The sequence below is a fragment of the Paenibacillus glufosinatiresistens genome, from assembly GCF_031470375.1.
Classification (GTDB): domain Bacteria; phylum Bacillota; class Bacilli; order Paenibacillales; family Paenibacillaceae; genus Paenibacillus_AQ; species Paenibacillus_AQ glufosinatiresistens.
Map to the genome: position 1 here is coordinate 39,594 of NZ_JAVFHT010000016.1, position 26,858 is coordinate 66,451.

Below are 26,858 nucleotides of genomic sequence, written 5' to 3' on the forward strand. Positions count from 1 at the left end.
ATAGATCCCCTTTCATTCTCTGAACTAGTATGATAATGATTCTCACTCTCACCTAGTTACTCACTATAGGGGGTACGGTGCGGCTTGTCAACCGGATTCGCGCAAAAAGAGGCCCGGCCATTATCGGCCGGCCCCCTTGATTTCTTCGCGTATTCTCTGCCGGAATTCGCCTCTTGTGCTACTGGAGCGCGCCCTCCAGAATCATCACGCCCCGCGCCGGAACCATCACCTGACCGCTGACGGCGCGGCCGGTGAGCAGATCCGTGCGCTCTGCCGCGCCGATGTCGGCCGGAAGCTCGCTTGCAGCGTGGTTCAGCAGGAACAGGAAGGACTTGCCGTCCTTGACGCGCTGTACGGATTCCACTTCTCCGGCTGCCGTTACCAGCGGCGCGATCCCCTTCTCCTCACACAGATTGCCGACAAAAGCACGCAGGAAGTCCGCATCCGGACTGGAGGCGATATAGTACGCCTTGCCTTCGCCGAAGGCGTTCACCGTCAGCGCAGGCATGCCCGCATAGAAGTCGGAGCCGTACGACGCCAGCACTTCGGCCCCCTCGCTGTGGATCAGATCGCACAGAATCCCGCAATCATAAGAGCCCTTCAGCGCATTCCAGCTCTCTTTCATGACGATCTCGTTCTTCATGTCCGGCAGCAGCGCGTCGATCTCTTCCGCCCAGATGCCCAGCAGGCTGCGAAGCTCGCCCGGATAGCCGCCGACGGTTACGAGATCGTTCTCGTTGACAATGCCGCTGAAGAAGGTCGTGACGAAAGTGCCTCCCGCCCGGACAAAAGCTTCGGCCTTCTTCGCGAAGCCCGGCTTCACCATGTACATAACCGGGGCAATGATAATCTCGTATTTGCCGAAATCCTCTTCGACGCCGATCATATCGGTTTCAATATGCTGCCGGTACAGGGCGTCATAGTATTTATGCACTTCTCCGACATAGTCCAGCGCCACCGACGGCCCGCTGGACAAATCAAGGGCCCAGCGGTTCTCCCAGTCGAACAGAATGCCGACCTTGGCCGCACTCCGCGCATCCAGCAGCTTGTCTCCGAGCTGCTGCAGTTCGCGGCCGAGCTCCGCGGATTCGCGGAAGACGCGGGTATGTTCATGGCCGACGTGCTCGATCACGGCGCCGTGGTATTTCTCGCAGGCTCCGATGGAACGGCGCAGCTGGAAGAACATGACCGTATCCGCTCCCCGGGCTACCGCCTGGTAGCTCCACAGCCGCATGACGCCCGGACGCTTCAGTGAGTTGTACGGCTGCCAGTTCTGCTGGCTCGGCGTCTGCTCCATCAGCATGAACGGTTGGCCCTGCTTGAGACCGCGCATCAGGTCATGCGTCATGGCCGTAAGGCTGACCGGCGTGTCCAGCGCCGGGTAATTGTCCCAGGAGACGACGTCGAGGTGCTTGGCCCACTCAAAATAATCCAGCTCCTGGTACAGTCCCATAAGATTCGTCGTGATCGGCACATCCTTGCTGTGCTCGCGGATCGCGTCGTATTCAATCCGGTAGCATTCCAGCAGGCTGTGGGACATGAAGCGGCGGTAATCGAGCGAGATGCCCTGGAAGTTCGTCCGGTTGCCGTTCCATTCCTCGCTCAGCTCATTCGGCACAACGATCTCGTCCCAATCGTAGAACGTATGGCCCCAGAACCGCGTATTCCACGCCTTGTTCAGCGCATCCAGCGTGCCATAGCGCTCCTTCAGCCAGAGGCGGAACGCCGCTTCGGACTGCTCGGAGTAGTCATAGCCGCCGTATTCATTGGAAATATGCCAGGCCAGAAGCGCCGGATGATCCTTGTACCGCTCCGCCAGCTTGCCGGCAATTGCAGCCGCGAACTTGCGGTAGACCGGGCTGTTCGGGTTGGAGTTATGGCGTCCGCCGAATTTGCGCTTGCGGCCCTGAACGTCCACGCGGGTCACTTCCGGGTACTTGCGGGCCATCCAGGCCGGATGGGCGCCGGTCGCCGTCGCCAGGCAGACATAGGTTCCGTTCTTATAGAGCCGGTCCATCATGGCATCCAGTCCGCTGAAATCGTAGGTATCCTCGTCCGGCTGGATCAGCGCCCAGGAGAAGACATTAATCGTAGCGATGTCGATCCCCGCCAGCTTGAACATCCGCTCGTCCTCAGCCCAATCGGGCGCCTCCCACTGCTCGGGGTTATAGTCGCCGCCGTACCAGATCTTGGGCAGTTTGTCGTTAATCATCTGCAGACACATCCTCTTGGTAAATTAGAGTTTGAATTCAGGGTGCATATAAATATATATTTATTGTAAGCGCTAATCACTTCGCGATATATATAATATCTGCGACCCTGTATATAAGAATATGGAACAAGGATGTGGGTCTATGTCCATGATGGTTCCGGGACACCGGCGCCTGTTCTTTCCGGACGCCGACGCCCGCGGGCTGCCGGTAAGACTGGAGAGCATCGGCTATAATCCCGCGCAGGAGACCTTCGTTCGGCCGGAAGGCTATCCCGCCTGGCACTGGCTTCAGACCGCCGAGGGGGAAGGCGGGATTGCGATCGGAGAACTGCGGAGCGGAGCGCAGACCGTGGCGCTGCCCGCAGGCAGCGGTGTGCTGCTGCCGCCCCATACGCCCCACCGCTACGGTTCGGTCGGCAGCGGGAACTGGGGCACTTACTACCTGACCTTTGCGGGCGACGCCGCCGCGAATCTTCTGGAGACGCTGGAGCTTGGCGGCATTTACATCTGCCGCTGGGACAAGGATTCCCCGCTCTCCGGTCTGCTGGAGGACATGCTTACCCGCCGGGAACGGGAGCGGGACCGCGATCTGTTCGGGCTGGAGGCCTCCGCCGCTGCCTACCGCTTCCTGTTGACGCTAAGCCGCTATGGCGGCACCTCCGAGAGAGCCGCCCTGTCCAGCCACGCCGCCCGGCTGCAGCCGCTCCTTCGCTGGATGGAGGAGGAATACGGCAACCCCGGCGTCGGTCTCGACGACCTTGCCGGGGTGCTCGGGGTATCCGGCCGTTACCTGAGCCGGATGTTCCTGCAGACGTTCGGCCTGTCGCCGTACGCCTATTTTCTGCGCCTGCGCGTCCGCAAGAGCAAGGAGCTGCTGCTGCAGCGGCCGGGCGATACCGTGACCGCCGTCGCCGCCCGGGCCGGCTTCCGCGACGTCAGCCACTTCGTCGCCACCTTCCGGCGGCTGACCGGAACGACGCCAGAGCAGTTCCGGCGGCTGCATTAGGTCCGGGAACGGTCGGTCAGCGAGTAGGCCAGCGCCAGCAGCGGCGGCACCGCGCCGATCAGCGTCGCCAGTTCCCAGCCGCCGGTGGCGTAGGCCCAGCCGCCTATCGAAGAGCCGGCTGCGCCGCCGATGAAGAAGATCGCCATGAACAGACCGTTCAGCCGGCCCCGCGTCTCGCTGCCCAGGGCATAGATCGCCCGCTGGCCCAGCACCAAATTGCCGGAGACCGCCATATCGAGCACGATTGCGATAAGCGCCAGACCGATCAGCGACAGAACTGAATCGCCGCGGATCCAATGCGCCGCCGCAAAGGAGGCGGCGGCCGTCCCCAGCGCGGCGGCCGTCAGCGGGCGGGTCAGCCCGCGGTCCGCCAGCCGGCCGGCGACCGGGGCGGCAGCCGCGCCGCCGACGCCGGCCAGCGCGAACCAGGCGATGCCCTGCTGGGAGAGCTGGAACCGGTCGGCCAGGTAGAGCGGCACCGTCGTCCAGAAGAGACTGAAGACGCCGAACAGGCTCGCCTGGTACAGCGCTCTGCGCCGGAGTACCGGCGTATGGCGCAGCAGCCCGCCGAGCGAGAGCAGAAGTCCGCCGTAGGTCAGCGCGGGCTCCGGCCGCCGCTTGGGCAGAACGCGGGCCAGCAGCGCCGCGAGCACGACCATGAGCACCGCCGAGAGTCCGAAGACGGCATGCCAGTTCCAGAACCCGGCAATGAAGCTTGCGGCCGGGCGGGCCAGCATAATTCCGAGCAGCAAGCCGCTCATGACGTTGCCGACTGCCTGCCCGCGCTGCTCCTCGGAGGAGAGAAAGGCGGCATAGGGAACCAGGATCTGGGCCACGACCGCGCCGATTCCGATGACAAGCGAAGCGGTAAGGAACAGGGCCGCGCTGTCCGCCAGCATGGCGGCTGCCAGCGCTGCGACCAGAACGGCCAGCGAGATTACCGCGAGCCGCCGGTTCTCGGCGAGATCGCTGAGCGGCACGACGAACAGCAAGCCGAGCACATAACCGACCTGCGTCAAGGTGACAATAAGGCCGGTCGCCTGGGGGGACAGGCCGGTCGCCTCCCCGATCGGACCGGCCAGGGTCTGGGAATAATACAGATTGGCCACGATCAGCCCGCAGGCTGCGGCCAGCAGAAGCATCAGCCCCCGCGTAAGCGGCGCCCGGGCCTCCTGCCCTTTCCGCTCTTGCTGCTCTTGCTGCTCTTTCCGCTCCTCATTTGCTTCCGGTTCACGCTTGAATATAAGCGCATCCTCCTTGGGGCGCATCGGATGTCCGCCGCGCCTTAATTTAAATACTGAACGTTCAGTTCATTAATTCGATGATTCGAATTATATACTGAACGCATCGTTTTGTAAATAGGGAGAGCTTCGAGTATACTGAATATATGAAGGTGAACGGTTGCAAAGGAGAGATTCATGTGACAGGCAAGAGAGGGCGTCCCCGCAGCGCGGAGACGCAGCAGTCCATCCTGACAAATGCTTATGAACTGCTGCTGGAGGAAGGCTTCGCCGCGGTTACGGTAGAGAAAATCGCCGAACGCGCCGGAGTAAGCAAGGCGACGATTTATAAATGGTGGCCGAACAAGGCGTTCGTCGTCATGGACGGTTTCCTGTCCGCCGCTTCCGCCCGGCTGCCGGTACCGGACACCGGCGGGCTGATGCAGGATGTGCGGCTTCATGCCGCCCGGGTCGCAAGCTTCATGACGAGCCCTGACGGCAAGATTATCACCGACCTCATAGGAGAAGGGCAGTTCGACTCCGGGTTGGCCGAAGCGTACCGGAGCCGGTATTTCGCTCCCCGCCGCCTGGAAGCGCGCCAGCTTCTGGAGCGCGGGCGCTCGCGCGGCGAGCTTCGGCCGGACGCCGACATCGACCTGGCCATTGACCTCATCTATGGCCCGATCTTCTACAACCTGCTGATCTTCGGCGCGCAGCCGGATGACGCTTACGTCGAGCGGCTGGTGAAGGCGGCTTTTGAAGGTCTCCTTGCGGAACCTTAAGCCGACTTGAGCCGCCGGAATAAGCCGCCCGGGCCGGACCCAGAAAGCACGGCTCTCTCCGGCTGCGCCTTCAGTCCGGCTCCGGCTTCACATGCGGCCCAGTTGCACCAGCGGCCCCGTCACATCAGACAAAGCCCCGCCAGCGATGGCGGGGCTATCTGTGTACCTCTGCAATAAAGGGGTCTGCCTAAGGGACTCTTCTTGACGGGTTGTGCTTGCTGGGTTCCGCTTGCTGGTTTGCGCTTGCTGGGTTCCGCTGGCCGGGTTCCGCTTGACGGGTTCCGTTTGCCGGGTTCCGCTTGACGGGTCCTACTTGAGTGGTTCCGCTCCGGTGAGTTCCGCTTGAACGCCCCTGCTTGGAATCAGGCCTGCTTGCGGTTCGCCTGTCTACGGCTGCCGGTACCACGCGAGAAATGCCTCCGCCACGGCCGTCCCGGCCAGCCCGTTCGGATGCGGGTCATATTCCCCGCTCATGTACTCGGACCGGATGCGGTGCTCCCGCGGGGCAGGCTCCGACAGCACAGCGGCGATGTCGAATACCGCATCGGTTCCCCGGGGCGGGTTCTCCCGAAGGCGGCGATTGACTTCGCGCCATTCCCTCTCCCGCTCGTCCTCCATATTGAACGGCGGAACGGTGCCGAGCATGATCCGCAGGTCGGGGCGGCCGCTCTTCAGCCTGGCGACCAGCTCGCCGAGATCGCCCAGGAGTTCCTCGGCGGTGCGGCGGCCGATATCCAGATCGTTCACGCCGAGCACGAGCAGCGCTTCGTCGCAGCCGGACATTTTGCCAAGCCAAGGTCCGCCCCCGGAAGCGTCATAGGCCCGCGCCCAGCCCGAGCCGAGATTGTAGACGCTGGTCTCGGGTCCAAGGCCGTCCGCAATTTTCGCCGCCCAGTATTCATAGCCGTCCCGTGCCGTCCGCACGCCCTGGGTAATGGAATCTCCGAAGAAAGCCAGCTTGCGCCGCACCTGCTTCCGGTAGCCGATGTAGGCGGGCAGCACCAGCAGCTTCTCGGACAGCGTCAGCGCTCCCGGCTGCTCCCCCGTTCCCGGACCGTCATAGGCGGTCGCCAGCATATCTTCGACATTGAACGGAATCGTCTTGCCGCCGCTGACAGTGCGGAGGGTCCAGCCGAATACGAGATCCTGCCCTTCGGGCAGCTCCACCGATGCTTCATCGCTCCAAAAGCACTCGCCCGGCAGAACCCGTTTCCCGCGGCTGCCCCCGAACGTCACCGGAATACGGTCTTCATAAGCAATTTGTCCGTCCTTCCGGCCGCCGGCGGCGAACCAGGCAGACTCAATCTGCCATTCGCCGCCGGGGATGCCGGCCCGGGAGTCCTGGCCTTGGTCCCAGGTTGAATCGACGGCATTGCTGTGCCACAGCTTCAGACGAAGCGCCCCTTGCTCCCGTGTCCGGATATACGTTACGAATGTATGGGTAAAAGGCTCGGGCCGGTCCATGATGAAATTGGCCGCCGCCGACAGCACGGTTGCCGAGGCGTAGGCCGGGTCGCCCTCCGCTCCCGGCGGGGCAGACCGCTCTTCCTTGTTCATCGCCGTCTCCATCGCCGTCTCCATCGCAAATCTCCTCCTGCTCTTCATGATTGGACACTTCTTATCGAACAGCAGCCTCTTGCGTCTGGGCGGCTTCCCCGGAAGGGCTGCCGCCGGCGCAAGAGGCTGCGGGAACTGCAATCTGTATCGGGCCTGTGAACTAGGCCAGCTCGATGACCAGCGTTACGCTCGCGCTGCCGGCTGCCACGCTGACCGTGCCGTCCGCGTTCAGCTCTCCGCCCTTGACGGAAGCGGCTGCGCCCATGTCGTACAGCTTCAGCGAGAAGGCTTTGCCGCTGCCTTCGGCTGTGACGTTCACGATCTTGCCTTCGCGGCTCGCCGATACCGTAAGCTCCGGCGCGCCCTTGAGATCGCGTACGACCGCGGAGGTCTCCGCACCGTCCTGCAGCGAGTAGAGGCCCAACTGCACGCCGTCGGCAAAATCATAATCCGGACGGGTGTCGTTCGCGCCGACGGCCAGCAGGGAGCCTTCCCGGACGAACAGCGGCAGGCTGAAGAAGTCATGCTGCTCTTTGCGCCAGAAGCCGCCCTGCACGGTCTCGCCCGTCAGGAACTGCGTCCAGCGGCCTTCCGGCAGGTAATACGTCACTTCGCCGCCTTCGTCGAAGACCGGAGCAACCAGCAGCGAGGAGCCCAGCATGTACTGGCGGTCCAGCGTCTCGCAGCCGGGATCGTCCGGGAATTCCATCAGCATGGCCCGCATGGAGGCCCAGCCGTTCTCGGCGGCTTCGCCGGCCACGTCGTACAGATACGGCATCAGGCTGCACTTCAGCTTCGTGAAGAAGCGGGTCACATCCACCGCCTCGTCGTCGTAGACCCACGGCACCCGGTACGACTGGCTGCCGTGCAGGCGGCTGTGGCTGGAGAGCAGGCCGAAGGCCAGCCAGCGTTTGTAGACATGGGCCGGAGCCGTGTTCTCGAAGCCGCCGATGTCATGGCTCCAGAAGCCGAAGCCCGACAGGCCGAGCGAGAGGCCGCCGCGCAGCGACTCGGCCATCGACTCGTAGTTGGCGTAGCAGTCGCCGCCCCAGTGAACCGGGAACTTCTGGCCGCCGGCGGTTGCCGAACGGGCGAACACGGCCGCTTCGCCTTCGCCGAGCTTCTCTTTCAGCACGTTGAAGACTACCTGGTTGTAGAGCTGGGTATAGTAGTTGTGCATTTTGTCGGGGTCGGAGCCGTCATGATAGACGACGTCGGTCGGAATGCGCTCGCCGAAGTCGGTCTTGAAGCTGTCTACGCCCATGTCCACAAGGTCGCGCAGGTAGCCGGCGAACCATTCGCACGCTTCCGGATTCGTGAAGTCCACGAGACCCATGCCCGGCTGCCAGCGGTTCCACTGCCACACATCCCCGTTCGGCTTCTTCACCAGATAGCCGCGCTCCATCCCCTCGGCGAACAGCCGCGAACGCTGGGCGATGTACGGATTGATCCAGACGCAGATCTTCAGTCCCTTGTCCTTCAGGCGCTTCAGCATGCCGGTCGGGTCCGGGAATACTCTCTTATCCCATTCAAAATCCGTCCACTGGAACTCGCGCATCCAGAAGCAGTCGAAGTGGAACACATGCAGCGGCAGGTCGCGCTCGGCCATGCCGTCGACGAAGGAATTTACCGTCGCTTCATCGTAATCCGTCGTGAAGGACGTCGTCAGCCACAGGCCGAACGTCCAGGCCGGAGGCAGCGCCGGTCTGCCCGTGAGATCGGTATAGCGGGTCAGCACTTCCTTCGGAGTCGGTCCGTCGATCACAAAATAGTGCAGATTCTGGCCCGGCACGCTGAACTGAACGCGTTTGACCTTCTCGGAGGCTACTTCCAGGGAGACCTTCTCCGGCTGGTTGATGAAGACCCCGTATCCTTTGTTGGTCAGATAGAACGGAATGTTCTTGTAGGCCTGCTCCGAGCTGGTGCCGCCGTCTTCATTCCAAATATCCACCACCTGGCTGTTCTTGACGAACGACGTGAAGCGCTCGCCGAGGCCGTATACCCATTCGCCTACGCCAAGATCCAGCTCTTCGCGCATGTAGGTTGCGCCTTCCGGACCGCGGACATGGGCCATGGCCTTGAAGGAGCTGCCGGTCAGACGCTTGCCGTCCCGCACGAAGTCGAGGCTCCATGCCGCACCCTTGCTGATTACCGCAGACAGATTGCCGCTGGTATAGACGAGGCGCTCCTCGTCTTCGGTTACCGTTACGTGGCCGGTAGCTCCTTCATTCAGTTCGAACTTCGGTCCGCGTTCCACAGCGCCCATGAAATGCGTGACCTTCACGCCGATGACGCCCGGCAGCGGGGAATGCAGCTTCAGCGTCAGAAGCGCCGTATCCAGCATGTTGGCGCGGGTGAGAATCGGAGCGGTAGCCGCCACGACCGTCAGTTCGTCGCCGCTGCGTTCAGCCGTATAGAACTGAACCGCACTGTCGAGCGCGTATCCGTCGCGGACAAGCCAATAACCATTGGAGAATTTCATTGTATGGGTTCCACCTTTCGGTTGAGAATGATCTGGATTGGTTCTGCATGTATACTTGCATTATAATGTGTATGAAAGCGCGATACTTGCAATATTCAGCGCAAAAAATAACACAATTCTGATATTCATCGAATTTGTATTCCATTTACAGGGAGGGACTGCCGTTGGACCGCGGCTTGCAGACAGGCCTGAAGGAGACGCGCCGGCACGGCGACGCCATGTTCCCGCTCGGCGTGTACGAGATCGCACTGCCGGGCGGGGCCCATGTGCTGGACACCCACTGGCATGAAGAGGCCGAATTCTTCATGCTGCTGGAAGGCGACATTCTGTTCCAGACCGGAACCGAGGTCTTTCCCCTGCGCGCCGGGGAGGCCGCCTTCATTGACCCCGGCGACATTCATGCCGCCTACCCGGCGGATGACCGGCCCTGCCGGTTCTGCGCGATTGTGTTCCACCCCGATCTGATCGCGAGCGCCCAGTACGACGCCGTGCAGCAGTCGGCGGTGCTGCCGCTCCGGGAGAAGCGGCGCACCTTCCCGCGGGTGCTGCGTCCCGCCGTCCCTTGGCAGCGGGAGCTGCTGGACACGCTGGGCCGGATCGCCGCGCTCTACGGGGAACAGCCGTCCGGCTTCCGCATCCGGCTGAAGGCCGCCCTGCTGGAGCTGCTGGCGCTGCTGGCTCCCGATGGCCGCGCCGACAACCGCAGCGAGACCGGCGAAGCCGACAGCGCTAAGCTGAACCGGCTGAAGACGGTGCTGCTCCATATTCAGGAGCGGTATGCCGAACCGCTTCGCGTCGCCGAGCTGGCCGGGCTCGTGCATATGAGCGAGGGCCAGTTCAGCCGGTTCTTCAAAGCGATGACCCGCAAGACGCCGGTGGAGTATATCAACGACTACCGGGTCGCCCGCGCGGCCGAGGCGCTGCGGGGGGGCGAACGCAAAATATCCGACATCGCGCTGGATGCCGGATTCGATAACGTCAGTTATTTTATTAAGGTTTTCCGCCGGGCCATGGGCTGCTCTCCAAGCGAATTCCGCAGACAGGCAGAGGAGAGCACGGCCCCGCCGCCGGACGGTTCCGGTTCTTAGCGGGGCAGTTCTGCCGGACCTTCAGGCAGCGCTCCGCCAATTGCCGGGCTGCTCTCCCCTTTGCGGCTGCGCAAGGCATACAGCGTGTACAGAAGCACGAACCAGAGCGGCGTGAACAGCAGTGCCGGCCGCGTCTCATCGGCAACCAGCATAATGAGGAGAATCGCCGCAAACAGCCCCAGGACCGCATAATTGACAAATGGTGTCAGCGGCGCTCGGAATGCGGACGCCGCATGTAAATCCGGACGCTGTTTCTTGTAACGGATATGGCAGACAAGCACGACGGCCCACACCCACAGGAAACAAATCGCGCTCACCGTCGTTACGATGCCGAACGCCTGCTCCGGAACCAGCTTGCTCAGCAGGGCCCCTGCGGAAATGACGAGCGTGGACACCAGCAGCGAGTTGCCCGGCACATGATTGCGGTTCAGAGCGCCGAAGCGGGCGGAAGCCTGGCGGTTCCGGCTTAAGTTGTACAGAATCCGGCTGGTCGAGAACATTCCGCTGTTGCAGGCGGATGCGGCCGACGTCAGGACGACGAAGTTGATAATTCCTGCGGCAACCGGAATCCCGACCAAGGTGAAGGTCCGGACAAACGGACTTTCCGCCGGACTGAGCTGGGTCCAAGGGTTGATGCAGAGCAGCACGAAGAGCGCTCCCACATAGAAGAACAGAATCCGCAGCGGAATTTTGTTGATCGCCGAAGGGATATTTTTCTCCGGATTCGACGTTTCCGCCGCCGATACACCCACCAGTTCAACGCCGACATAGGCGAATACCACCATCTGGAACGAATACAGAAATCCCGAAATGCCGTTCGGAAATACCCCGCCGTGCATCCACAGATTGCGTACCGTCACTGAGCCTGCGTCCGTCTTCAAACCCGTGATCAGGAGTACCACGCCAAGCCCGATCAGCGCCAGAATGGTAACCACTTTAATTAAGGCAAACCAGAATTCCAGTTCCCCGAAGTTTTTGACGGTCATTAGATTCAATCCCAGCAGAATGATCAGACAGACGACCGCCGGAACCCACTGCGGGATGTCGAACCAGTACTGCACATACACGCCCACCGCTATCACATCGGCCATCGCCGTCATAATCCAGCAGAACCAGTACGTCCAGCCGGTCACATAGGCGGCCCGGGGACCCAGATAATCCTCCGCAATGTCCGTGAACGATTGATAGCCTTTATTGGACAGCAGCAGCTCTCCCAGCGCTCTCATGACAAAAAATACGGCGACGCCCACGAGGATATACGTCAGCATGATGGACGGGCCGGCCTTTTCGATCGCTCGGCCCGAGCCCAGAAACAGCCCTGTGCCGATTGTCCCCCCGATCGCGATCAGCTGAACATGCCGGTTGGCCAGCTCCCGCTTCAATTCCTGTTGTGCCATGCTCTGTTCCCCTTTCAAATTCCTATGAGTCTTTGTGAAGCCAAAAAAAAAGAGACCGGATCTACTCCAGTCTCCTGCTGCAAGAATAATAAATACCCTCCTCCGCTCCGGCATAGCCGGTATGGATGGCTGGTATTCAGTACTCTTCTGTCCTTTTGCCTGAGATGGTGAACCCTTCGGCGCTGCGGATATCCGCAGTCTCTCCAGAAGCTGCTCCTGCTATAGTACGATCCATAGCAATCATAGCTTGTGAATAATATGAAGTTATGGAGGCGGCGGCGCGCTCCGGATGGCTATTATCATACTTTTTATTAAACCTGCCATACAGTGACATAAGTCGCATAATTGAAAATAGAGCGGACGGGCTGACCCGTCCGCTCTGCTCTGCCGTTACTTGATGACGACGTATTCCAATCCAACCAGCTTCGCGTAGGACACGATCTGGTCGGTCGTCAGATTCAGGGAGACGACGGTGTGGTGGCCTCCGCCGTTCTCAATCCAGGCTTTGACGCCGTCCTGGAAGTTCGGCTTGACGGTCCACAGCACGCGGGCCACCGGCAGGTTCGGTGCCGGAACCGTCGGCTCGAACGCCGTTACTTCATTGATGAGCAGCTTGTAATGCGTGCCGAAGTCGGCCATCGACACGACGACGCCCTCTCCCGCTGAGCCGTCGAAGACAAGCCGGGCCGGATCTTCGCGGTCGCCGATTCCCAGCGGGGAGACGAGAACCTTCGGCTTGCCTGACGCAAGGCTCGGGTCTACCTCCAGCATATGGGACTGGAGGATGGCTTCCTGGCCGGCGGCCAGCTCATACGTATAATCCTCCATGAAGCCTGTGTTCCGGTTGTGCGCCATCACCTTCAGCAGACGGTCCAGCGCGGCCGTCTTCCAGTCGCCTTCGCCGGCGAAGCCATAGCCCTGCGCCATCAGCCGCTGAACGGCCAGCCCCGGAAGCTGCTTCATCCCGTGCAGGTCTTCAAAATTGGTGGTGAACGCATTATAACCGCCGTTGTCCAGGAAGCGCTTGAGGGCGATTTCGTAGGAGACCTGCACCTTGACGCTGGCTTCCCAGTCTTCCTTGCTGTAGCTGCCGTAATCGAAGTCATACAGCTCCGCATATTCCGCGAACAGCCCGTTGATCTCTTCCTCCGTAACGGCGTTCACGTACGCCACCAGATCGCCGATGCCGAAATAATCCACGGTCCAGCCGAACTGGATCTGGGCCTCTACCTTGTCCCCTTCCGTCACGCCGACGTTGCGCATGTTGTCGCCGAACCGGGCTACCTTAATATTGAAGCTCTCGTTGTAGGCAACCGCCACATCCATCCATTCCGCGATCTGCTTCTGCACTTCCGGGCGCTCCCAGTAGCCGACGACGACTTTGTTCTGCTTCTTCAGGCGGGCGTTGATGAAGCCGTATTCCCGGTCGCCGTGAGCGGCCTGATTCAGGTTCATGAAGTCCATGTCGATGGTCGCCCACGGAATGCTCTCGTTGTACTGCGTAGCCAGATGAAGAAGCGGCTTCTGAAGCAGCTTCGTGCCGCGGATCCACATTTTGGCCGGAGAGAAGGTGTGCATCCAGGTGATGACGCCGGCGACTTCGTCGCGGTAGTTGACTTCCTTCATAATCGAAGTAATCTTATCGGCGCTGACGGCCAGATCCTGCAGCACAAGCGGGTAAGGCAGAACTCCGCTTTTGTTGAGGGCATCGGTCATTTCCTGGGCATGCGCCTTGACCTCCGACAGCGCCTCTTCCCCGTACAAATGCTGCGAACCTACGACGAACCAGAATTCCTTGGCAATGGCTGTTGACATGAGTATCATCCTTTACGGTTGGTTTGGCAGAACGAAATGAATGGAATGATTGTCTCCGGATTTCTCGATTAGCCGCTGGCGGCGGTTGAAATCCGAAAGACAAAGACGAACGCTGCCGCTCCTCCAGTTGCCCATTCCATTTAAATAAAGATTGCAGTCTCCAGTCAGCGAATGTCCGGAAGCCGTATTGGCCTTCCCTCGCGAAGCGGCTGCCCCGCTTCCTATTTCTGCCCGTAATACGCATCCTTGCCGTGCTTGCGCAGATAGTGCTTATCGAGTATCCGCTGCGGCAGCTCCTCGGCTAAATGGTTCAGCTCCCGGGCGAACAGGTTCATCTTCGATACCTCTTCCAGCACGACGCTGTTCATGACCGCCGACTTGGCATCCTTGCCCCAGGTGAACGGCGCATGGCCTTTCAGCAGAACGCCGGGCACTGCCATGACATCCAGGCCCCGCTGCTCGAAGGTCTCGATAATCACGCGGCCGGTCTCGGCTTCATAGCCGCGGTCGATCTCCTCCTGCGTCAGGAACCGGGCGCAGGGTACGGACCCGTAGAAGGTATCGGCATGGGTCGTTCCCATGACCGGTACATCGAGCCCGGCCTGGGCCCACACGGTCGCCCAGGTGGAATGGGTGTGCACGATTCCGCCGATCTGGGAATAGTGCTTATACAGTACGGCATGGGTCGGCGTGTCCGAGGAGGGGCGGAGGTCTCCTTCCACCACGTTGCCGTCGAAATCAACGACCACCATATCGGACGGCTTCATCCGGTCGTAGCCGACGCCGCTCGGCTTGATGACGAACAGGCCGCTCGCCCGGTCCACCGCGCTTACATTGCCCCAGGTATATTTGACCAGCCCGTGCTTGGGCAGATCCAGATTGGCCTCATACACTTCTTCCTTCAGTTGTTCCAGCATGTTATCCCCTTCCTTTCTCCGTAAGATGCTCCGCCGCTGCCGCCTCGATTGCCAGCCCTTGCCGGTAGCGCTCCATAAAGGCTTCAAAGCCCTGCACATCCGACTCTACAGGAGCGACCTCCTGCGCCTGGGCGTCCTTGAACACCTTGCGTTCCAGGAAGTCGGCCAGTTCTTCGCCCTCTTCGCGATCCTTCTGATAAGCGGCCAGGACCGCCATGCCCCAGGCGCCGCCCTCGCCGGCGTTCGCCATCACGGAGACCGGCACGTTCAGCGCGGCCGCCACGATCCGCTGTCCCACTACCGGCGTCTTGAACAATCCGCCGTGGGCCAGGATGCTGTCGATCGCAACCTTCTCCCGCTGCGTCAGAATATCCATGCCGATCTTCAGCGCTCCGAAGGCGGTGAACAGATGGACCCGCATGAAGTTGGCCAGATTGAACCGGCTCTCCGGCGAACGGATGAACAGCGGCCGGCCCTGCTCAATGCCGGTGATGTTCTCGCCCGACAAATACCCGTAGCTCAGCAGCCCGCCCCCGTCGGCGTCTCCTTCTAGCGCCTTGTTGAACAGGACAGAGAACAATTCGCCGGCGTCGGCTCGCTGCCCCATCGCTTCATAGAACTCGCGGAACAGGCCCACCCAGGCATTGATGTCGCTGGAGCAGTTGTTGGCATGCACCATCCCGACCGGGCTGCCGACCGGGGTCGTGACGATGTCGATCTCGGGGTAGACGTCCGTCAGCTTCCGATCCAGTACAATCATGGCAAAAACCGAGGTGCCGACGGAGATATTCCCCGTCCGCTTCCGCACGCTGTTCGTAGCGACCATACCGGTTCCGGCGTCGCCCTCCGGCGGACAGAGCGGAATTCCCGGCTGCAGGTCGCCCGCCGGGTCCAGCAGCTTCGCTCCCGCTTCGCTGAGAACGCCCGCCTGCTCGCCTGCGCCGCACACCTTCGGCAGCACCTCCTTCAGCTTCCAGGCATAGCCTCTGCCGGCCGTCAGCTCGTCGAACCGCGCAGCCATCGCGGCATCGTAGTCCCGCGACGCTTCGTCGATCGGGAACATGCCCGAGGCATCGCCGACGCCGAGCGTCTTGCTTCCGGTCAGCTGCCAGTGGATGTAGCCCGCCAGAGTCGTCACATACGAGATCTGCGGCACATGCGGTTCTTCGTTCAGAATCGCCTGATACAGATGCGCAATGCTCCAGCGCTCCGGGATGTTGAATCCGAACTCTCCGGTCAGCGCCTTCGCCGCCTGGCCCGTCGTGGAGTTGCGCCAGGTCCGGAACGGCACCAGCAGCCCGCCCGCGGCGTCAAACGCCATATAGCCGTGCATCATGGCCGAGAAACCGATCGAACCGACAGTCCGGAGAACCGTTCCGTATTTCTGTTCCGCTTCCCGCTTCAGTTCCGCGTAGGCCTCCTGCAGGCCTGTCATAATGTCCGTCAAATGGTACGTCCAGTACCCGTCCTCCAGAAGATTCTCCCATTCATAGCTGCCCGACGCGATCGTCCGGAAGTGACGGTCAATCAGCACCGCCTTGATCCGCGTGGACCCGAGCTCGATTCCCAGCGCCGTCTCGCCTCCGGCAATCGCCTGCCTGATGTCCTGATCCATATTCATGCCGCTCCCCTCTGTGCCTTGCCGTGTTCGCGCCCCCACTTAAGAAGGCGCTTTCCTCAATGACAGCCCCAGTATATTTTTTGTACGTACATTTGTCAATAATTAAATAAATATATACATACAATTAATAGCCTCACTTGGTTCGCACGGCATATCCGCTCCCCGCAGCTGCGGAATTGAGCCTGGTTCTTGCCTTCCGCAAGGCTTCAGGTATAATCGGTATACAGAGCGCATGCTGCCGTTATAGCGATAGGTTCGCTTTTCCTGAAATATGTACATACAACTTTGACTCGTGATTCTCTTTATGAGTGAACTTTTGCGAAAGAGTGGGTATTCCATGAAGCCAAAATACCAGGTCATTCTGGAAGAAATTAAGAGCGACATTCTGTCGGGGGTCTATGCCTCAGGCCAGCAGATTCCGACGGAATCCGCGCTGCAGGAGAAGTACGGCGTCAGCCGGCAGACGGTCCGCAAGGCCATTCTGGAGCTGGCGAACGACGGCTTCCTGCGAAGCGAGAAAGGGTCCGGCACCTATGTCAGCCATCAATACCGGACCAAAGCCGCCGGCAGTGCCGGGACCCGGACCATCGGCGTGATAACAACGTATATCTCGGATTATATTTTCCCCTCCATCATCCGCGGAATCGAGAGCCGTCTGAACGAGGACAATTATTCTCTGCTACTGGCCAGTACGAACAACGATGTCGCCCAGGAGAAGAAGGCGCTGGAGATGATGCTCTCCTACGGCGTGGACGGCCTGATTATTGAACCGACGAAGAGCAACTTGTATAATCCCAATATCGCCTACTACCTGTCGTTTAAGGAGCAGGAGGTGCCCCTCATCATGATCAATGCTTACTATGAGGAGCTGGAAGTTCCTTTTCTCTGCCTCGACGATGTGCAGTCCAGCTATCTGGCGACCCGGGAGCTGATCGCGAAGGGACATACCCGGATCGGAATTGTCGCCAAGATGGACGACCTTCAGGGCAAATACCGGATGAAGGGCTATATCAAGGCGCTCGCCGAAGCCAGGCTGAACTTCCAGCCGGAGCAGGTGCTGTCGTTCGATACCGAGACGAAGCCCGATCTCGCCGCCAGACTGACGGAGTTCCTGACCGTGAACCGGGACAGCCTGACCGCGCTGGTCTGCTACAACGACGAGGTCGGCCTTGAAGTGATCCATGCCTGCAAGCGGCTGGGCCTTGCCGTTCCCGGCGATCTGTCGGTCATCGGGCAGGACAACTCCTATATGGCCAAGAATGCGGGCATTAAGCTGACGACCCTCACCCATCCGCAGGAGCAGATGGGCCGAGACGCGGCCGACTGGATTATTCGAAAGCTTCAGGGCAAGAAGGATTTGCGGAACCGCACGTATTACCAGCCGGTGCTGATTGAAGGAGAGACGGTGAAGGAGCATCTCATTTAAGGAGAGCGAGGAGTGCGCAATGGCTCATCTTGTCGATTTCAAAAATGTATCCGCTGCCGGATTGGAGTCCTCCCCGGTGGCCGAAGCGCTGGCCGGACTGCGCGCCAACGAAGCGCGCTACTTCATGAACAAGTACAAGCACGCCTTCACGGTCGTGCCCGCGCAGGAGAGCCGGGAGACGCTGGAGTATGTGAACCGGATTCTCCGAGAAGAGCGGCAGCTCGAGTTCGCCGCCAGACCGCTGGAGACGTCGTCTTTTCAGGTGGAGAATATCCGGTTTGCCTACGTCTTCTATGAAGACGGTCTAGCCCTTAACGTAATGTATACGCTGGATGATCCCAAGAAACGGGCGGTCGGCTTCAAGCTGTCCGAAGGCATGGAAGTGCCTGCCGAGCTGGAAGGCCGGTTCAAGTTCGCCAGGCAGAAATCCAAGCTCGCCGGAACAATCCGGGGATCGTTCTTTGTCATTAAGGGCGAATATTAAATTTGGGAACAGCAAAAAGCCGCCCGAGGGGCGGCTTTTTGCTGTAGTTGTCGATCCCCCGGCGGGAAGATCAGAACGGGTTCGTCGCAATGAAGCTGGCGGTCTTTACATAGACGCGCGGGTTCAGCTTGAGCTGGTTCACGATGAATTCGGCGACATCTTCCGGCTGAACGAACTTCGCGTCATTGTTCTCCTGAATCAGCTTCAGATCCATCGCCATGTCCGTTGCGATCGTGCTCGGCGTCAGGGCCGAGACGCGAATATTGTTGCGGCGGACTTCCTGGGCCAGCGATTCCGTGAAGCCGATCACCGCGAACTTGGAGGCGCTGTAAGCGCTGGAGGTTGCGGCTCCGTTCAGACCGTTGGTGGAGGAGATATTGATAATGTCGCCTGCGTTCTTGGCGATAAGCTGAGGAAGAACCGCGCGGGTCACGTAGTAGGTCCCCATCACATTGATGTCAATAATCTGCTTCCACTCTTCCGGGTCCATCTCCAGCACCTTGCCGAAGCTTGCAATCCCGGCGTTGTTGATGAGAATATCAGCATCGCCCAGTTCGTTCTTCAGCTTCCGGACGGCGGCCTCCACCTCTTCCTTAGAGGCAATATCAACAGCGGCATAAGCCACCTTCACACCCAGAGCTTCAATCTCGGCGGCAGTCTTCTTCAGGGTCTCTTCCGTGCGGGCCAGCAGGCCGATATGCGCTCCTTCTTTGGCGAGCGCGACCGCGGTTGCCTTCCCGAGTCCTCTTGCTCCTCCGGTTACAATAGCGACTTTGTTCTTAAGGGATTGTGCCAATTCAAACGACTCCTCTCTTGCCTGTTCTTGTCCTATTTCGGCTATATTGTATCACTATTCGGACCTTCATTACCAATTCACCTAAAATTAAACAGTGAAAATTTTGTCTAACTCTGTCGATATATATAGGATCATCCTGAAAGGAGTCTCATGAATGAAATTCAGCACTTTAAAATGGACCAAAATCACGGCTGTTCTTCTCTTGTTGATCAGCCTGTTCCCCACCTTTCCCTCCGAGGGCCGCGCGCAGCAATCGGCCCCGGATTGGAAGCGGGTATCCTTCGGAACCCGGCTGCATTCGGCGGCCTGGAGCGGCTCTTCCTATGTAGCCGTAGGCGACCGGGGCACAATCTACCAGTCGGCGGACGGAGTATCCTGGACCTTCCGGGAGTCTCCCACCCAAGACCGCATGCTCACAGACGTGGAATGGGGGAATGACACGTTCGTCGCAGTCGGCGTACAGGGTGAAATCATGACCTCGCCCGACGGAGTAGATTGGACGGTCCGAAGAAACATCGACGGAAGAACTACAATAAGCTCTGTCAAATGGATCAACAATCAATTTATTGCTGCAGGTTATTATCGGCATAATGACATGGCCCTGGGAACGAAGGGAATGATTCTGGTCTCCGCGGACGGGATGGACTGGACAGTCAAAACCGACAGCGCCCTGGATACCTTCAACGCGGTTGCCTGGGGCAAAGACAAATACGTGGCAGCCGGCAACGGGGGAGTTCTGTACACCTCTCCCGATCTGGAGAATTGGACGATTCAAGATTCCAAATCGACTGACACCCATCACTTCGATGATGTAGCCTGGGGAAATGACCTCTTTGTGGCTGCCGGTTCCGGCGGGCAGATTCGCACCTCGACGGACGGCGTTACCTGGACCGTCCATGATTACACCGCCAACAACAGAGAGTGGTTTCACGATGTGCTGTGGGTGAATAACCGCTTCCTCGCCTTCGGATTCAATACGGTTCTGGCCTCCACCGATGGCCAGAACTGGACTCCGTACTCCTACGGAATCACCGGTCTGGAGTCGGGCGGAATCAACGGCGGCGCGTGGGGGAACAACGAATTCATTGCCGTTGGGGATGAATCCATTATTGTTACCTCTGCCGATGCCGAGGTATGGTCGAAGCAGAGAACCGCTGCGGCCACAGGCCAGAATCTCAACGCCGTCGCTTGGGGCGGAAGCGGCTTCGTGGCCGTGGGCGAAGAAGGCGCCGTCGTCAGCTCGGCTGACGGCGATGTCTGGGCAAAACAAAGCTCTGGAGTGACCAACCTTCTCACCGATATTGCATGGGGCAACGGCATATACGTGGCCGTGGGCGAAGACAGCCGCATTCTCACCTCGCCTGACGGAAGCTCCTGGACTCCGCGCACAAGCGCAGCCGACAACACCCGGTTCAAGACCATCGGATGGGGCAATGGCTTGTTTGTGGCCGGAGGTTCCGGCAGCACCCTTCAGACCTCCTCCGACGGAGTGACATGGACGGCGATTTCGGTTCCTGCAACCTATATTGTATCGGTGTCCTGGATCGACAATCAATTTATGGTCTCGGCTCTGGACGGCAACAAGTATAAACTCCTGACTTCGTCCGACGGCATCACCTGGACTGCTCGGGAGACGGATTTTCTGGTGTCGCATATCGTCAAGGGAAACGGCAAGTTCATGGCCTTGGTGGAGAGCGCTCCGGGTACAATCGCAACCTCGGATGACGGCATTACATGGACAACCTCTGTTCTGGCCGACAGATTGTTTCCCCGGGAACTCTACTTTGCCGGCAATCAATTCACCGTTGTGGGCAACTGGAGCTATATTTACACTTCCACAGACGGCGAGAACTGGACGCCCCGGAATTCCCGGGCGGACATTTGGCAGGTGAGTCTCTCCGACGTTACGTGGGGCAACGACCGGCTGGTCGCTGTCGGCAGCTGGATGCTGGTTCTCACTGCTCCGCTTGCCCTCGCGCCTTCCGAAGACGGCACCGTTACCGGCAAGGTGGTCGATGCCGCCCAGTCCCCGATTAGCGGAGCTACGGTCACTGCCGGAGGGATCAGCGCCACAACAAATGCGGAGGGGACATTCACGCTGTCTTCCGTGAAGGCCGGTACGCAGACGCTTGAAGCAAGCGCTGAAGGCTATCAACCGGGCACGAAGTCCATAACCGTAACGGCAGGCCAACAGACCGATGCGGGCCTGATTCAACTGACGGCAGCCGGCCAAGAATCGAACGGGAACAACGAAGACAACGCCAGCCCCGCCCCATCGGCGACGGCGGACAGCGTTCCGTCCGCTCCGGCTGCTCTCCCGGCGGCTACGCCGGCGCCGGTGCCGACCGCATCCGCTGCTCCTTCGGTTTCTCCTTCGGCCACTCCGGTTCCAGCAGCCTCCGAGCCTGCAGATTCGGGCGAATTGGCCCAGGACCCGAATGACATCTTCAGAAGCCAGGTAGTAAAGGCCGACAACAATGTGATTGCCGGCGTGCAGGCGCGGACAGCCGAGATCCTGAAGGCTGGCTCTGATCTTTCAACGATTGACTACAGCGATATCGGACAGCATTGGGCGATCGGCTCCATTGAGAAATTGACCAAGCTCGGCGTCATTAACGGCTATCCGACCGGCGGATTTGAGCCGGATAATACCATTACCCGCGCAGAGTTCGCTGCAATGATTGCCCGGGGCTTCGTGGATATGGCGGGCCGAACCGTTAATATCCAACCTGAGGATTACACCGCATTCCGTGATATCAACAATCATTGGTCGTCCAAATACTTGATGAAACTGGTCCGGGTAGGCGTCATGACCGGCTACGGCGACGGCACCATCCGGCCGGAACAGACGATCTCCCGGCAGGAAATGGCCGTCATGATTACCCGTGTTCTGAATCCATCCGTTCTGAACAAGGATACGTCCAAGGTGACCTTCACCGATCTGAACGGGTCCTATGCGCAGGATGCCGTCAAGAAGGCAGCCGCCCTCGGCATTTTTGAAGGCAAAACCGCCCAATCCTTTGATCCGCTGGGCGGCGCAACGCGCGCCGAGTCCATCGAGACGATAATCAAGACGTATCAGCTCAGCCCCGCCCTTAAAGAAGCCTTGAGCCGTTTAAATTAATCAGACGGACTGCGGGTGCCGCCTCAATCCGCAAACGGCCGTCCGGGAACACTCCCCCGGACGGCCGCTTTTTATTCTTTTGGCGGAATCCGGCAGGTTATAACCCTTGAGCCAGCTTCCGGATCTCTGCGCTCATTCTCGGGTTGACCGGATAGACCTCTTCCAGATAGCGAAGAATCTGGAGCGCCGATTCCGGCGTCCGCTCATACCCCAGCATCATATCGCCTACCCGTTCCGCAAAATGGGGGTACCGTTTCTCCATCCGCCTTTCCTCCCCGAACACATCCCGGAAATACGGCTCTTCCGTCTCCAGCAAATGCAGAACGGACAGAATGCTGTCCAAGGCGTAGCTCTGGACGAACCGGGCCGCGGAGAGCTTCTCTCCCCGGGCATATCGGCCCAATCCGACATACAGGTTCGTCAGGGCTTCATTCAGCGGAAAGTCGAGACTCTGTCTCCGTTCGGCCTTAACCGAGCCGCCCTCTTCTCCAATGCCCTGGTTCGTGTACCCCTGCTTAATCCAGACGATTCGGCCTCCCTTATACTTCGCCTGCTTGAACTCCTCTTCTTCAAAGATCGCATATTCCCCATAAATTCCGTCCTCGAACAGAATCTTGTGCCCGGCATCGGTGTTGCGGAACTGATATGCCAGCGGATATACTTCCTCCAGCCAGTCGAGACACTCCAGATAAGCCTCCTTCGCTCCCGGTTCTACGAGTACGAAGAAGTCCAGATCGGAGTACTCGTCGATCCGTTCCAGCTCGGTTCCGACCGATCCGACCCCCAGCAGCAGCAGAGCATCTCCTCTGCGTTCCAGGGACGCCCCGATTTCATCCAGTCTTCTCAAAAGCTGCTTTTTCGTCGCCATTCTTGTCTTCTCCCTCCTGCTTAGGGTCCACGCAAAAAAGGTTCAACCTCTATCCTGCCGAGGTTGAACCTTTCGGTTGCATTGCCTTTGAATTATACGTTTACAGTAGACAAAAGATACATCAGTGTCAAGAACACTGAATTTGATTCGTATGTTTTATATTCTTTTCAAGCCATTCTTTAACTTCATCAGAAGTTTTATTAAGTTTATAGGCTCTTTTCATATTTTCTGCAAAAGTAAGAATTGATTCCTTAAGCATCACTTTAAGCACCGTGTACACAGCCGAATTAGTAGCCTTTTTATATGTGCTCTCTTTTGAAATTTTCTCCTTCATTAACATATCTATGTTAGAAGTCCGCAACATTTCTTTATTATACCGTTCAAATTGTTCCATACATGTTAATACTATATCTTCAAATAAAGAAACTGGTATAAGATTTGTGTAGGGTGCCCCATTATTTGGACGGACAGTTTCAACCCTCACCACATTACCGGTTATTTTCCAAGAGGTTCGCTCGATTGCTGATGCACTCTCTGATTCATTATCTATTTCTTCTTCACCAATAATATCTTCTGTTGTAATCTCCATTGAGGTCCCCAAATTGCTCTGGATTTGTGAAAAAAAAGTTCTTTTCATTGTAGTGACCTGCTCTGCTTCATCGCTAATTACTTTTTTTGCCTTGGATAGTTTTAGTAATTCATCATCCTTATCTAGATCAATCATATCATACATGCAGTATTTAATGCTTTTTTGAAGATCCAGAAGACTATCAATGACCAAATCAAATGCAGAATTCATATTGTTTAGATTTAGACGCAACTCTTCCTTTGCTTCCATACACCTGCACCCCTTAGATAAGTCCTAGATTAGTTAATTAATTTTAATTCCAATTATTCTACACCTGCTACCTCATTCCTTTTTCTATCTAGTTTATTGTTAATCCTAACTCCAAAATAGCATTGATACCTTAATTATTCCTAATTGGTTCTATTTATTAAGATTCTGCTTCGCCTGCTCCCGGATGACCTGCTCGGTTCCAAGCAGGATCAGCTTCAGTCCGAATTCAAAGGCATGGTCGGAGCCCATCAGCTCGAACAGGCCGCTTTTGAACATCGTCCGGAACATTCCTGCCTCCGCTTCGCTCATGGAATCCATAAGACGGATCATATCCTCGCCCGGAAGCACTTTTCCCTCGCTCACAAGAGCGGAGACGCTGCGCTCATGCTGCTCATGGTCCAGAACAAAGTTGTAGACGTAATTGATCAGCGTAGTAACTACCTGGATTTGCTGCTCCTGCCCAAGCGGCGTCGGTTCCACGCAGAGCAGCATCCGGTTGGTGAAGCGGATAATATCCGGTTCATGCGGCAGCGCCATCATCATGAGCTGCGTGGAGCAAGGATAGCGGCTGAGCACGCGCCGAATCGTCAGTGCCATTTCCGATAATTGCTCCTTCCAGCCCCCCTCGGCGCGGAATTCCTCCAGAATGATTCCGGAAATCTGATTGGCCAGACGCTGGTAGAGCTTCTGCTTGCTCTTGAAGTACCAGTACAGCGACGGCGCCTGGATGCCAAGCCTTTCGGCCAGCCGCCTCATGCTGAATTTCTCGATTCCGTCCTCCCCCAGCAGTTCCCAGGACGCTTCCAATATTCGGTCTTCTGAAATTTGCGGCTGTTGTTTCTTCATCCATCAACCCGCCCTTTTATCTAACAGTGTAAGTTTGTGCTTTACAGGTTCGTACCTTCATGATATCATCTAACACTGTAAGGTTCAATCTAACACCGTTAGATTGAAAAATGTGAAGAAAGCGGTGACCTCTATGGACACAGAGAACCTGTATTATTTTGAACAAGCGCCTGTCGCCAAAGCTGTCGCTCATTTCGCTGTGCCGATGATGCTCGGCACCTCAATGAGTGTAATCTACTCCATCCTGAATGCCTACTTTCTCGGCACGCTGAACAATACCGCCGTCTTGACCGCCCTTGCCTTGACCCTTCCCTTGTTCGCCGTCATTATGGCGCTCGGCAATCTGATCGGCATGGGCAGCGGCACCTATATTTCCAGGCTGCTGGGCGAGAAGAAATACGAAGAGGTCAAGCAGGTATCTGCCTTCGCCTTCTACAGCAGTCTCGTTCTCGGTCTGATCGTTATGGCAGCCGGGCTGCCCCTCATCCACCCCATTGTCAATGCATTGGGCGCAACGCCCGATTCCTTCGGGTTCACCAAAGATTATGTTACGGTTATGCTGATCGGTTCCCCTTGCGTCGTTCTGTTCTTCACATTGGAGAATGTAGTACGCGCAGAAGGTGCAGCCCTCACTTCCATGGTCGGGATGATCCTCAGTGTGGCCGTCAACATTCTGCTCGATGCCCTCGTCATCTTCGTGTTTCATGGAGGCGTAATCGGAGTTGCTTCGGCTACCGTCCTCGCCAACCTGGCGGCGAGTCTCTTCTTCGCCTTCCATATGGGAGTCAAAAGCTCCTTCCTGACGATCTCCGCCCGCCGGCTCAAAGTGACCCGCGAGCTGCTCGGCAATGTGCTGAAGGTCGGCATCCCCGTCTTTATCATGAGCATCTTCCTGGGCGCCATGTCGCTCATCTTTAATCATTTCCTCGTCGAGTACGGCGATCAGGCGGTTGCCGCCTACGGGATCTCTTCGCGGCTGCTGCAATTTCCCGAATTCATCCTCATGGGACTCTGCGAGGGCGTGGTGCCCTTGATCGCCTTTACCTTCACCGCCAACAAGCTGCGCATGAGACGCACCATCGGCTTCACCGTTCAGGCCATCGCCGCCTTGGCCGCCGTATTCGGGCTGCTCGTCTATCTGATCTCGGACCACCTGATTGGCCTGTTCTCCAATGACCCCCAGCTGATTGCAGTGGGCAGCTACATCCTGCATGTGACCTTCCTGTCCCTGTTCATCTCCGGAACGACCACCTTGTTCACCGGAATCTTCCAGGCGACCGCGCAGGGCACCGCCGCTTTCATCATGTCGATCATTCAGGGCGTCACCCTGATTCCGGTCCTGTTCTTCGCCAATCGCCTGAACGGATTCCATGGCGTGGTCTGGTCGCTCGTCATCGCAGATGCCGTTGCCTTCCTGACCGGCGCCCTCATGCTCTACGTCCTGCGGAACAAGCTGCAGCCGGAGCTGGATACGTTGGTTCAATAAAAGGCTCCATTTATATTCATACAAAAAAGACAGCAGCCGGATCACTCCGCTCCTGTCTTTCCATTATAACTGGACCGTAAGGTCACGCGGCTCCCGGTAACTATCCAAATTCCAGTCCGACTCGGGAGTAAAGAACAAATGATTCAGCAACTGGGTCAGTTCCCCTCTCTCCCGAAAAAATACAAGCAGATTATGCATATGGATATTGTAGTCATACAAATGTACGCCATCCAGCCCGTTCAGCCGTTCTGCATAGACTTTATCCGGGTGCCCGTAGTGGATATGCAGTTCATTTTCGGGCTGTGTATTCTTCTCCCCTCTCTCCCGAAAAATACGGATAAGATCCATATAGTTCGGGGGAACATTACCGGGCACTTCATCTAGAAATGGCAGAAGCCATCGGATCGATTCTTCATAAACCCGGCCCTCTTTGTCCAGAAAAGTCTGGGGACCGAAAGCGTGCACCGTTACCTTTAATTTCGTAAGCAGCCCAAAGAGCAGAGCTGAATAGCCCCCCAGAGACAGACCGATCACAATAATCTTTTTGAACCGATTGGCCGGTATAATCTCTTCGAGGTATGCAACCATGTCATCAAAGCAGTCTACTCCCGAGATGTTCACAAGCCCTTTATGAAACCACGCCTTATTCAAATCTCTTATCAGAATCCGATTTACGCCCATTTCATTTGTGGTACGAAAAAGTTCAAAGGTCGGAGGTTTTACGGCAACTCTGCCCCGCCCGCTGAATGAGATAAGCAGCGTATCGCTATCTTCTTTCGTAAAATCGACCAAAATACTTTTATTCACATTAGCCAGGTATTGATCTATCAGATGTTCATTATGCCGATTGAGATAAAACTCTCCGCCCAACCTTCCCACTCCTTACTCACTTA

The 26,858-nt window shown here is 58.0% G+C and carries 20 protein-coding genes and 1 riboswitch; of the genes, 7 read left to right on the forward strand and 13 right to left on the reverse strand.

The features are described from left to right. Window positions 1–178 precede the first annotated feature (178 nt). Window positions 179–2,212, reverse strand: coding sequence for a beta-galactosidase (locus RBI05_RS15255; protein WP_310551739.1), 2,034 nt, complete (start codon window positions 2,210–2,212; stop codon window positions 179–181). A 142-nt stretch (window positions 2,213–2,354) separates the two neighbouring features. On the opposite strand from RBI05_RS15255, the gene RBI05_RS15260 reads away from it, so the two are divergent. Further along, entirely contained in the window at window positions 2,355–3,218 is an 864-nt protein-coding gene (locus tag RBI05_RS15260; RefSeq protein WP_310551740.1) for an AraC family transcriptional regulator, read from the forward strand. On the opposite strand, the gene RBI05_RS15265 is transcribed toward RBI05_RS15260, so the two are convergent. Beyond that, window positions 3,215–4,360: an MFS transporter gene (locus RBI05_RS15265; RefSeq protein WP_310551762.1), complete on the reverse strand. Its 1,146-nt coding sequence runs from the start codon at window positions 4,358–4,360 to the stop codon at window positions 3,215–3,217. The two genes, RBI05_RS15260 and RBI05_RS15265, sit on opposite strands and share 4 nt — an antisense overlap. A 278-nt stretch (window positions 4,361–4,638) precedes the next feature. Here RBI05_RS15265 and RBI05_RS15270 point away from each other — a divergent pair, with 278 nt between their 5' ends. After that, window positions 4,639–5,220 (forward strand): TetR/AcrR family transcriptional regulator, encoded by a 582-nt coding sequence (locus tag RBI05_RS15270; protein WP_310551741.1) that lies wholly within the window; start codon window positions 4,639–4,641, stop codon window positions 5,218–5,220. A 387-nt stretch (window positions 5,221–5,607) separates the two neighbouring features. On the opposite strand, the gene RBI05_RS15275 is transcribed toward RBI05_RS15270, so the two are convergent. Both RBI05_RS15275 and yicI read right to left on the reverse strand, forming a co-directional pair. After that, window positions 5,608–6,801, reverse strand: a complete 1,194-nt coding sequence (locus RBI05_RS15275; RefSeq protein ID WP_310551742.1) for an SGNH/GDSL hydrolase family protein — start codon at window positions 6,799–6,801, stop codon at window positions 5,608–5,610. A 136-nt stretch (window positions 6,802–6,937) separates the two neighbouring features. After that, complete coding sequence (yicI, locus tag RBI05_RS15280; protein WP_310551743.1) at window positions 6,938–9,259, reverse strand: alpha-xylosidase; 2,322 nt, start codon at window positions 9,257–9,259, stop codon at window positions 6,938–6,940. A 164-nt stretch (window positions 9,260–9,423) separates the two neighbouring features. On the opposite strand from yicI, the gene RBI05_RS15285 reads away from it, so the two are divergent. After that, window positions 9,424–10,347, forward strand: a complete 924-nt coding sequence (locus tag RBI05_RS15285) for a helix-turn-helix transcriptional regulator (protein ID WP_310551744.1) — start codon at window positions 9,424–9,426, stop codon at window positions 10,345–10,347. Here the strand turns inward: RBI05_RS15285 and RBI05_RS15290 are convergent. The 4 genes from RBI05_RS15290 to RBI05_RS15305 all read right to left on the reverse strand — a co-directional run bounded on the left by RBI05_RS15290 (window position 10,344) and on the right by RBI05_RS15305 (window position 16,091). Further along, a complete protein-coding gene (locus RBI05_RS15290; RefSeq protein ID WP_310551745.1) occupies window positions 10,344–11,744 on the reverse strand; it encodes an amino acid permease in 1,401 nt (466 codons plus the stop codon). The genes RBI05_RS15285 and RBI05_RS15290 overlap by 4 nt on opposite strands. A gap of 137 nt (window positions 11,745–11,881) precedes the next feature. After that, window positions 11,882–11,961: riboswitch (glycine riboswitch) on the reverse strand. A 173-nt stretch (window positions 11,962–12,134) separates the two neighbouring features. Continuing rightward, entirely contained in the window at window positions 12,135–13,559 is a 1,425-nt protein-coding gene (araA, locus tag RBI05_RS15295) for an L-arabinose isomerase (protein ID WP_310551746.1), read from the reverse strand. Between the two features lie 221 nt (window positions 13,560–13,780). Continuing rightward, window positions 13,781–14,476, reverse strand: coding sequence for an L-ribulose-5-phosphate 4-epimerase (locus RBI05_RS15300; protein ID WP_150458196.1), 696 nt, complete (start codon window positions 14,474–14,476; stop codon window positions 13,781–13,783). Window position 14,477: 1 nt separating this feature from the next. Then, window positions 14,478–16,091 (reverse strand): xylulokinase, encoded by a 1,614-nt coding sequence (locus tag RBI05_RS15305; RefSeq protein ID WP_310551763.1) that lies wholly within the window; start codon window positions 16,089–16,091, stop codon window positions 14,478–14,480. Window positions 16,092–16,434: 343 nt separating this feature from the next. Between RBI05_RS15305 and RBI05_RS15310 the strand changes: the two genes are divergently transcribed. Beyond that, window positions 16,435–17,523: a GntR family transcriptional regulator gene (locus tag RBI05_RS15310; protein WP_310551747.1), complete on the forward strand. Its 1,089-nt coding sequence runs from the start codon at window positions 16,435–16,437 to the stop codon at window positions 17,521–17,523. A 19-nt stretch (window positions 17,524–17,542) separates the two neighbouring features. Continuing rightward, entirely contained in the window at window positions 17,543–18,007 is a 465-nt protein-coding gene (locus RBI05_RS15315; RefSeq protein WP_150458199.1) for a phage tail protein, read from the forward strand. Window positions 18,008–18,077: 70 nt separating this feature from the next. Here RBI05_RS15315 and RBI05_RS15320 read toward each other — a convergent pair whose 3' ends face one another. Further along, window positions 18,078–18,803 carry a 3-ketoacyl-ACP reductase gene (locus RBI05_RS15320; RefSeq protein ID WP_150458200.1) on the reverse strand — a complete coding sequence of 242 codons (726 nt, stop codon included), beginning with the start codon at window positions 18,801–18,803 and terminating at the stop codon, window positions 18,078–18,080. 154 nt (window positions 18,804–18,957) lie between these two features. Between RBI05_RS15320 and RBI05_RS15325 the strand changes: the two genes are divergently transcribed. Then, window positions 18,958–21,927 (forward strand): S-layer homology domain-containing protein, encoded by a 2,970-nt coding sequence (locus RBI05_RS15325; RefSeq protein ID WP_310551748.1) that lies wholly within the window; start codon window positions 18,958–18,960, stop codon window positions 21,925–21,927. A gap of 97 nt (window positions 21,928–22,024) precedes the next feature. Here RBI05_RS15325 and RBI05_RS15330 read toward each other — a convergent pair whose 3' ends face one another. From RBI05_RS15330 to RBI05_RS15340, 3 genes are all read right to left on the reverse strand, one after another. Beyond that, window positions 22,025–22,795 (reverse strand): hypothetical protein, encoded by a 771-nt coding sequence (locus RBI05_RS15330; protein WP_150458202.1) that lies wholly within the window; start codon window positions 22,793–22,795, stop codon window positions 22,025–22,027. Between the two features lie 127 nt (window positions 22,796–22,922). Continuing rightward, window positions 22,923–23,633, reverse strand: coding sequence for a hypothetical protein (locus RBI05_RS15335; RefSeq protein WP_310551749.1), 711 nt, complete (start codon window positions 23,631–23,633; stop codon window positions 22,923–22,925). A 150-nt stretch (window positions 23,634–23,783) separates the two neighbouring features. Further along, a complete protein-coding gene (locus RBI05_RS15340; protein WP_310551750.1) occupies window positions 23,784–24,479 on the reverse strand; it encodes a TetR/AcrR family transcriptional regulator in 696 nt (231 codons plus the stop codon). A gap of 133 nt (window positions 24,480–24,612) precedes the next feature. Here RBI05_RS15340 and RBI05_RS15345 point away from each other — a divergent pair, with 133 nt between their 5' ends. Continuing rightward, window positions 24,613–25,965 (forward strand): MATE family efflux transporter, encoded by a 1,353-nt coding sequence (locus RBI05_RS15345; RefSeq protein WP_310551751.1) that lies wholly within the window; start codon window positions 24,613–24,615, stop codon window positions 25,963–25,965. A gap of 63 nt (window positions 25,966–26,028) precedes the next feature. On the opposite strand, the gene RBI05_RS15350 is transcribed toward RBI05_RS15345, so the two are convergent. Further along, entirely contained in the window at window positions 26,029–26,835 is an 807-nt protein-coding gene (locus tag RBI05_RS15350; RefSeq protein ID WP_310551752.1) for a hypothetical protein, read from the reverse strand. Window positions 26,836–26,858: the final 23 nt, after the last annotated feature.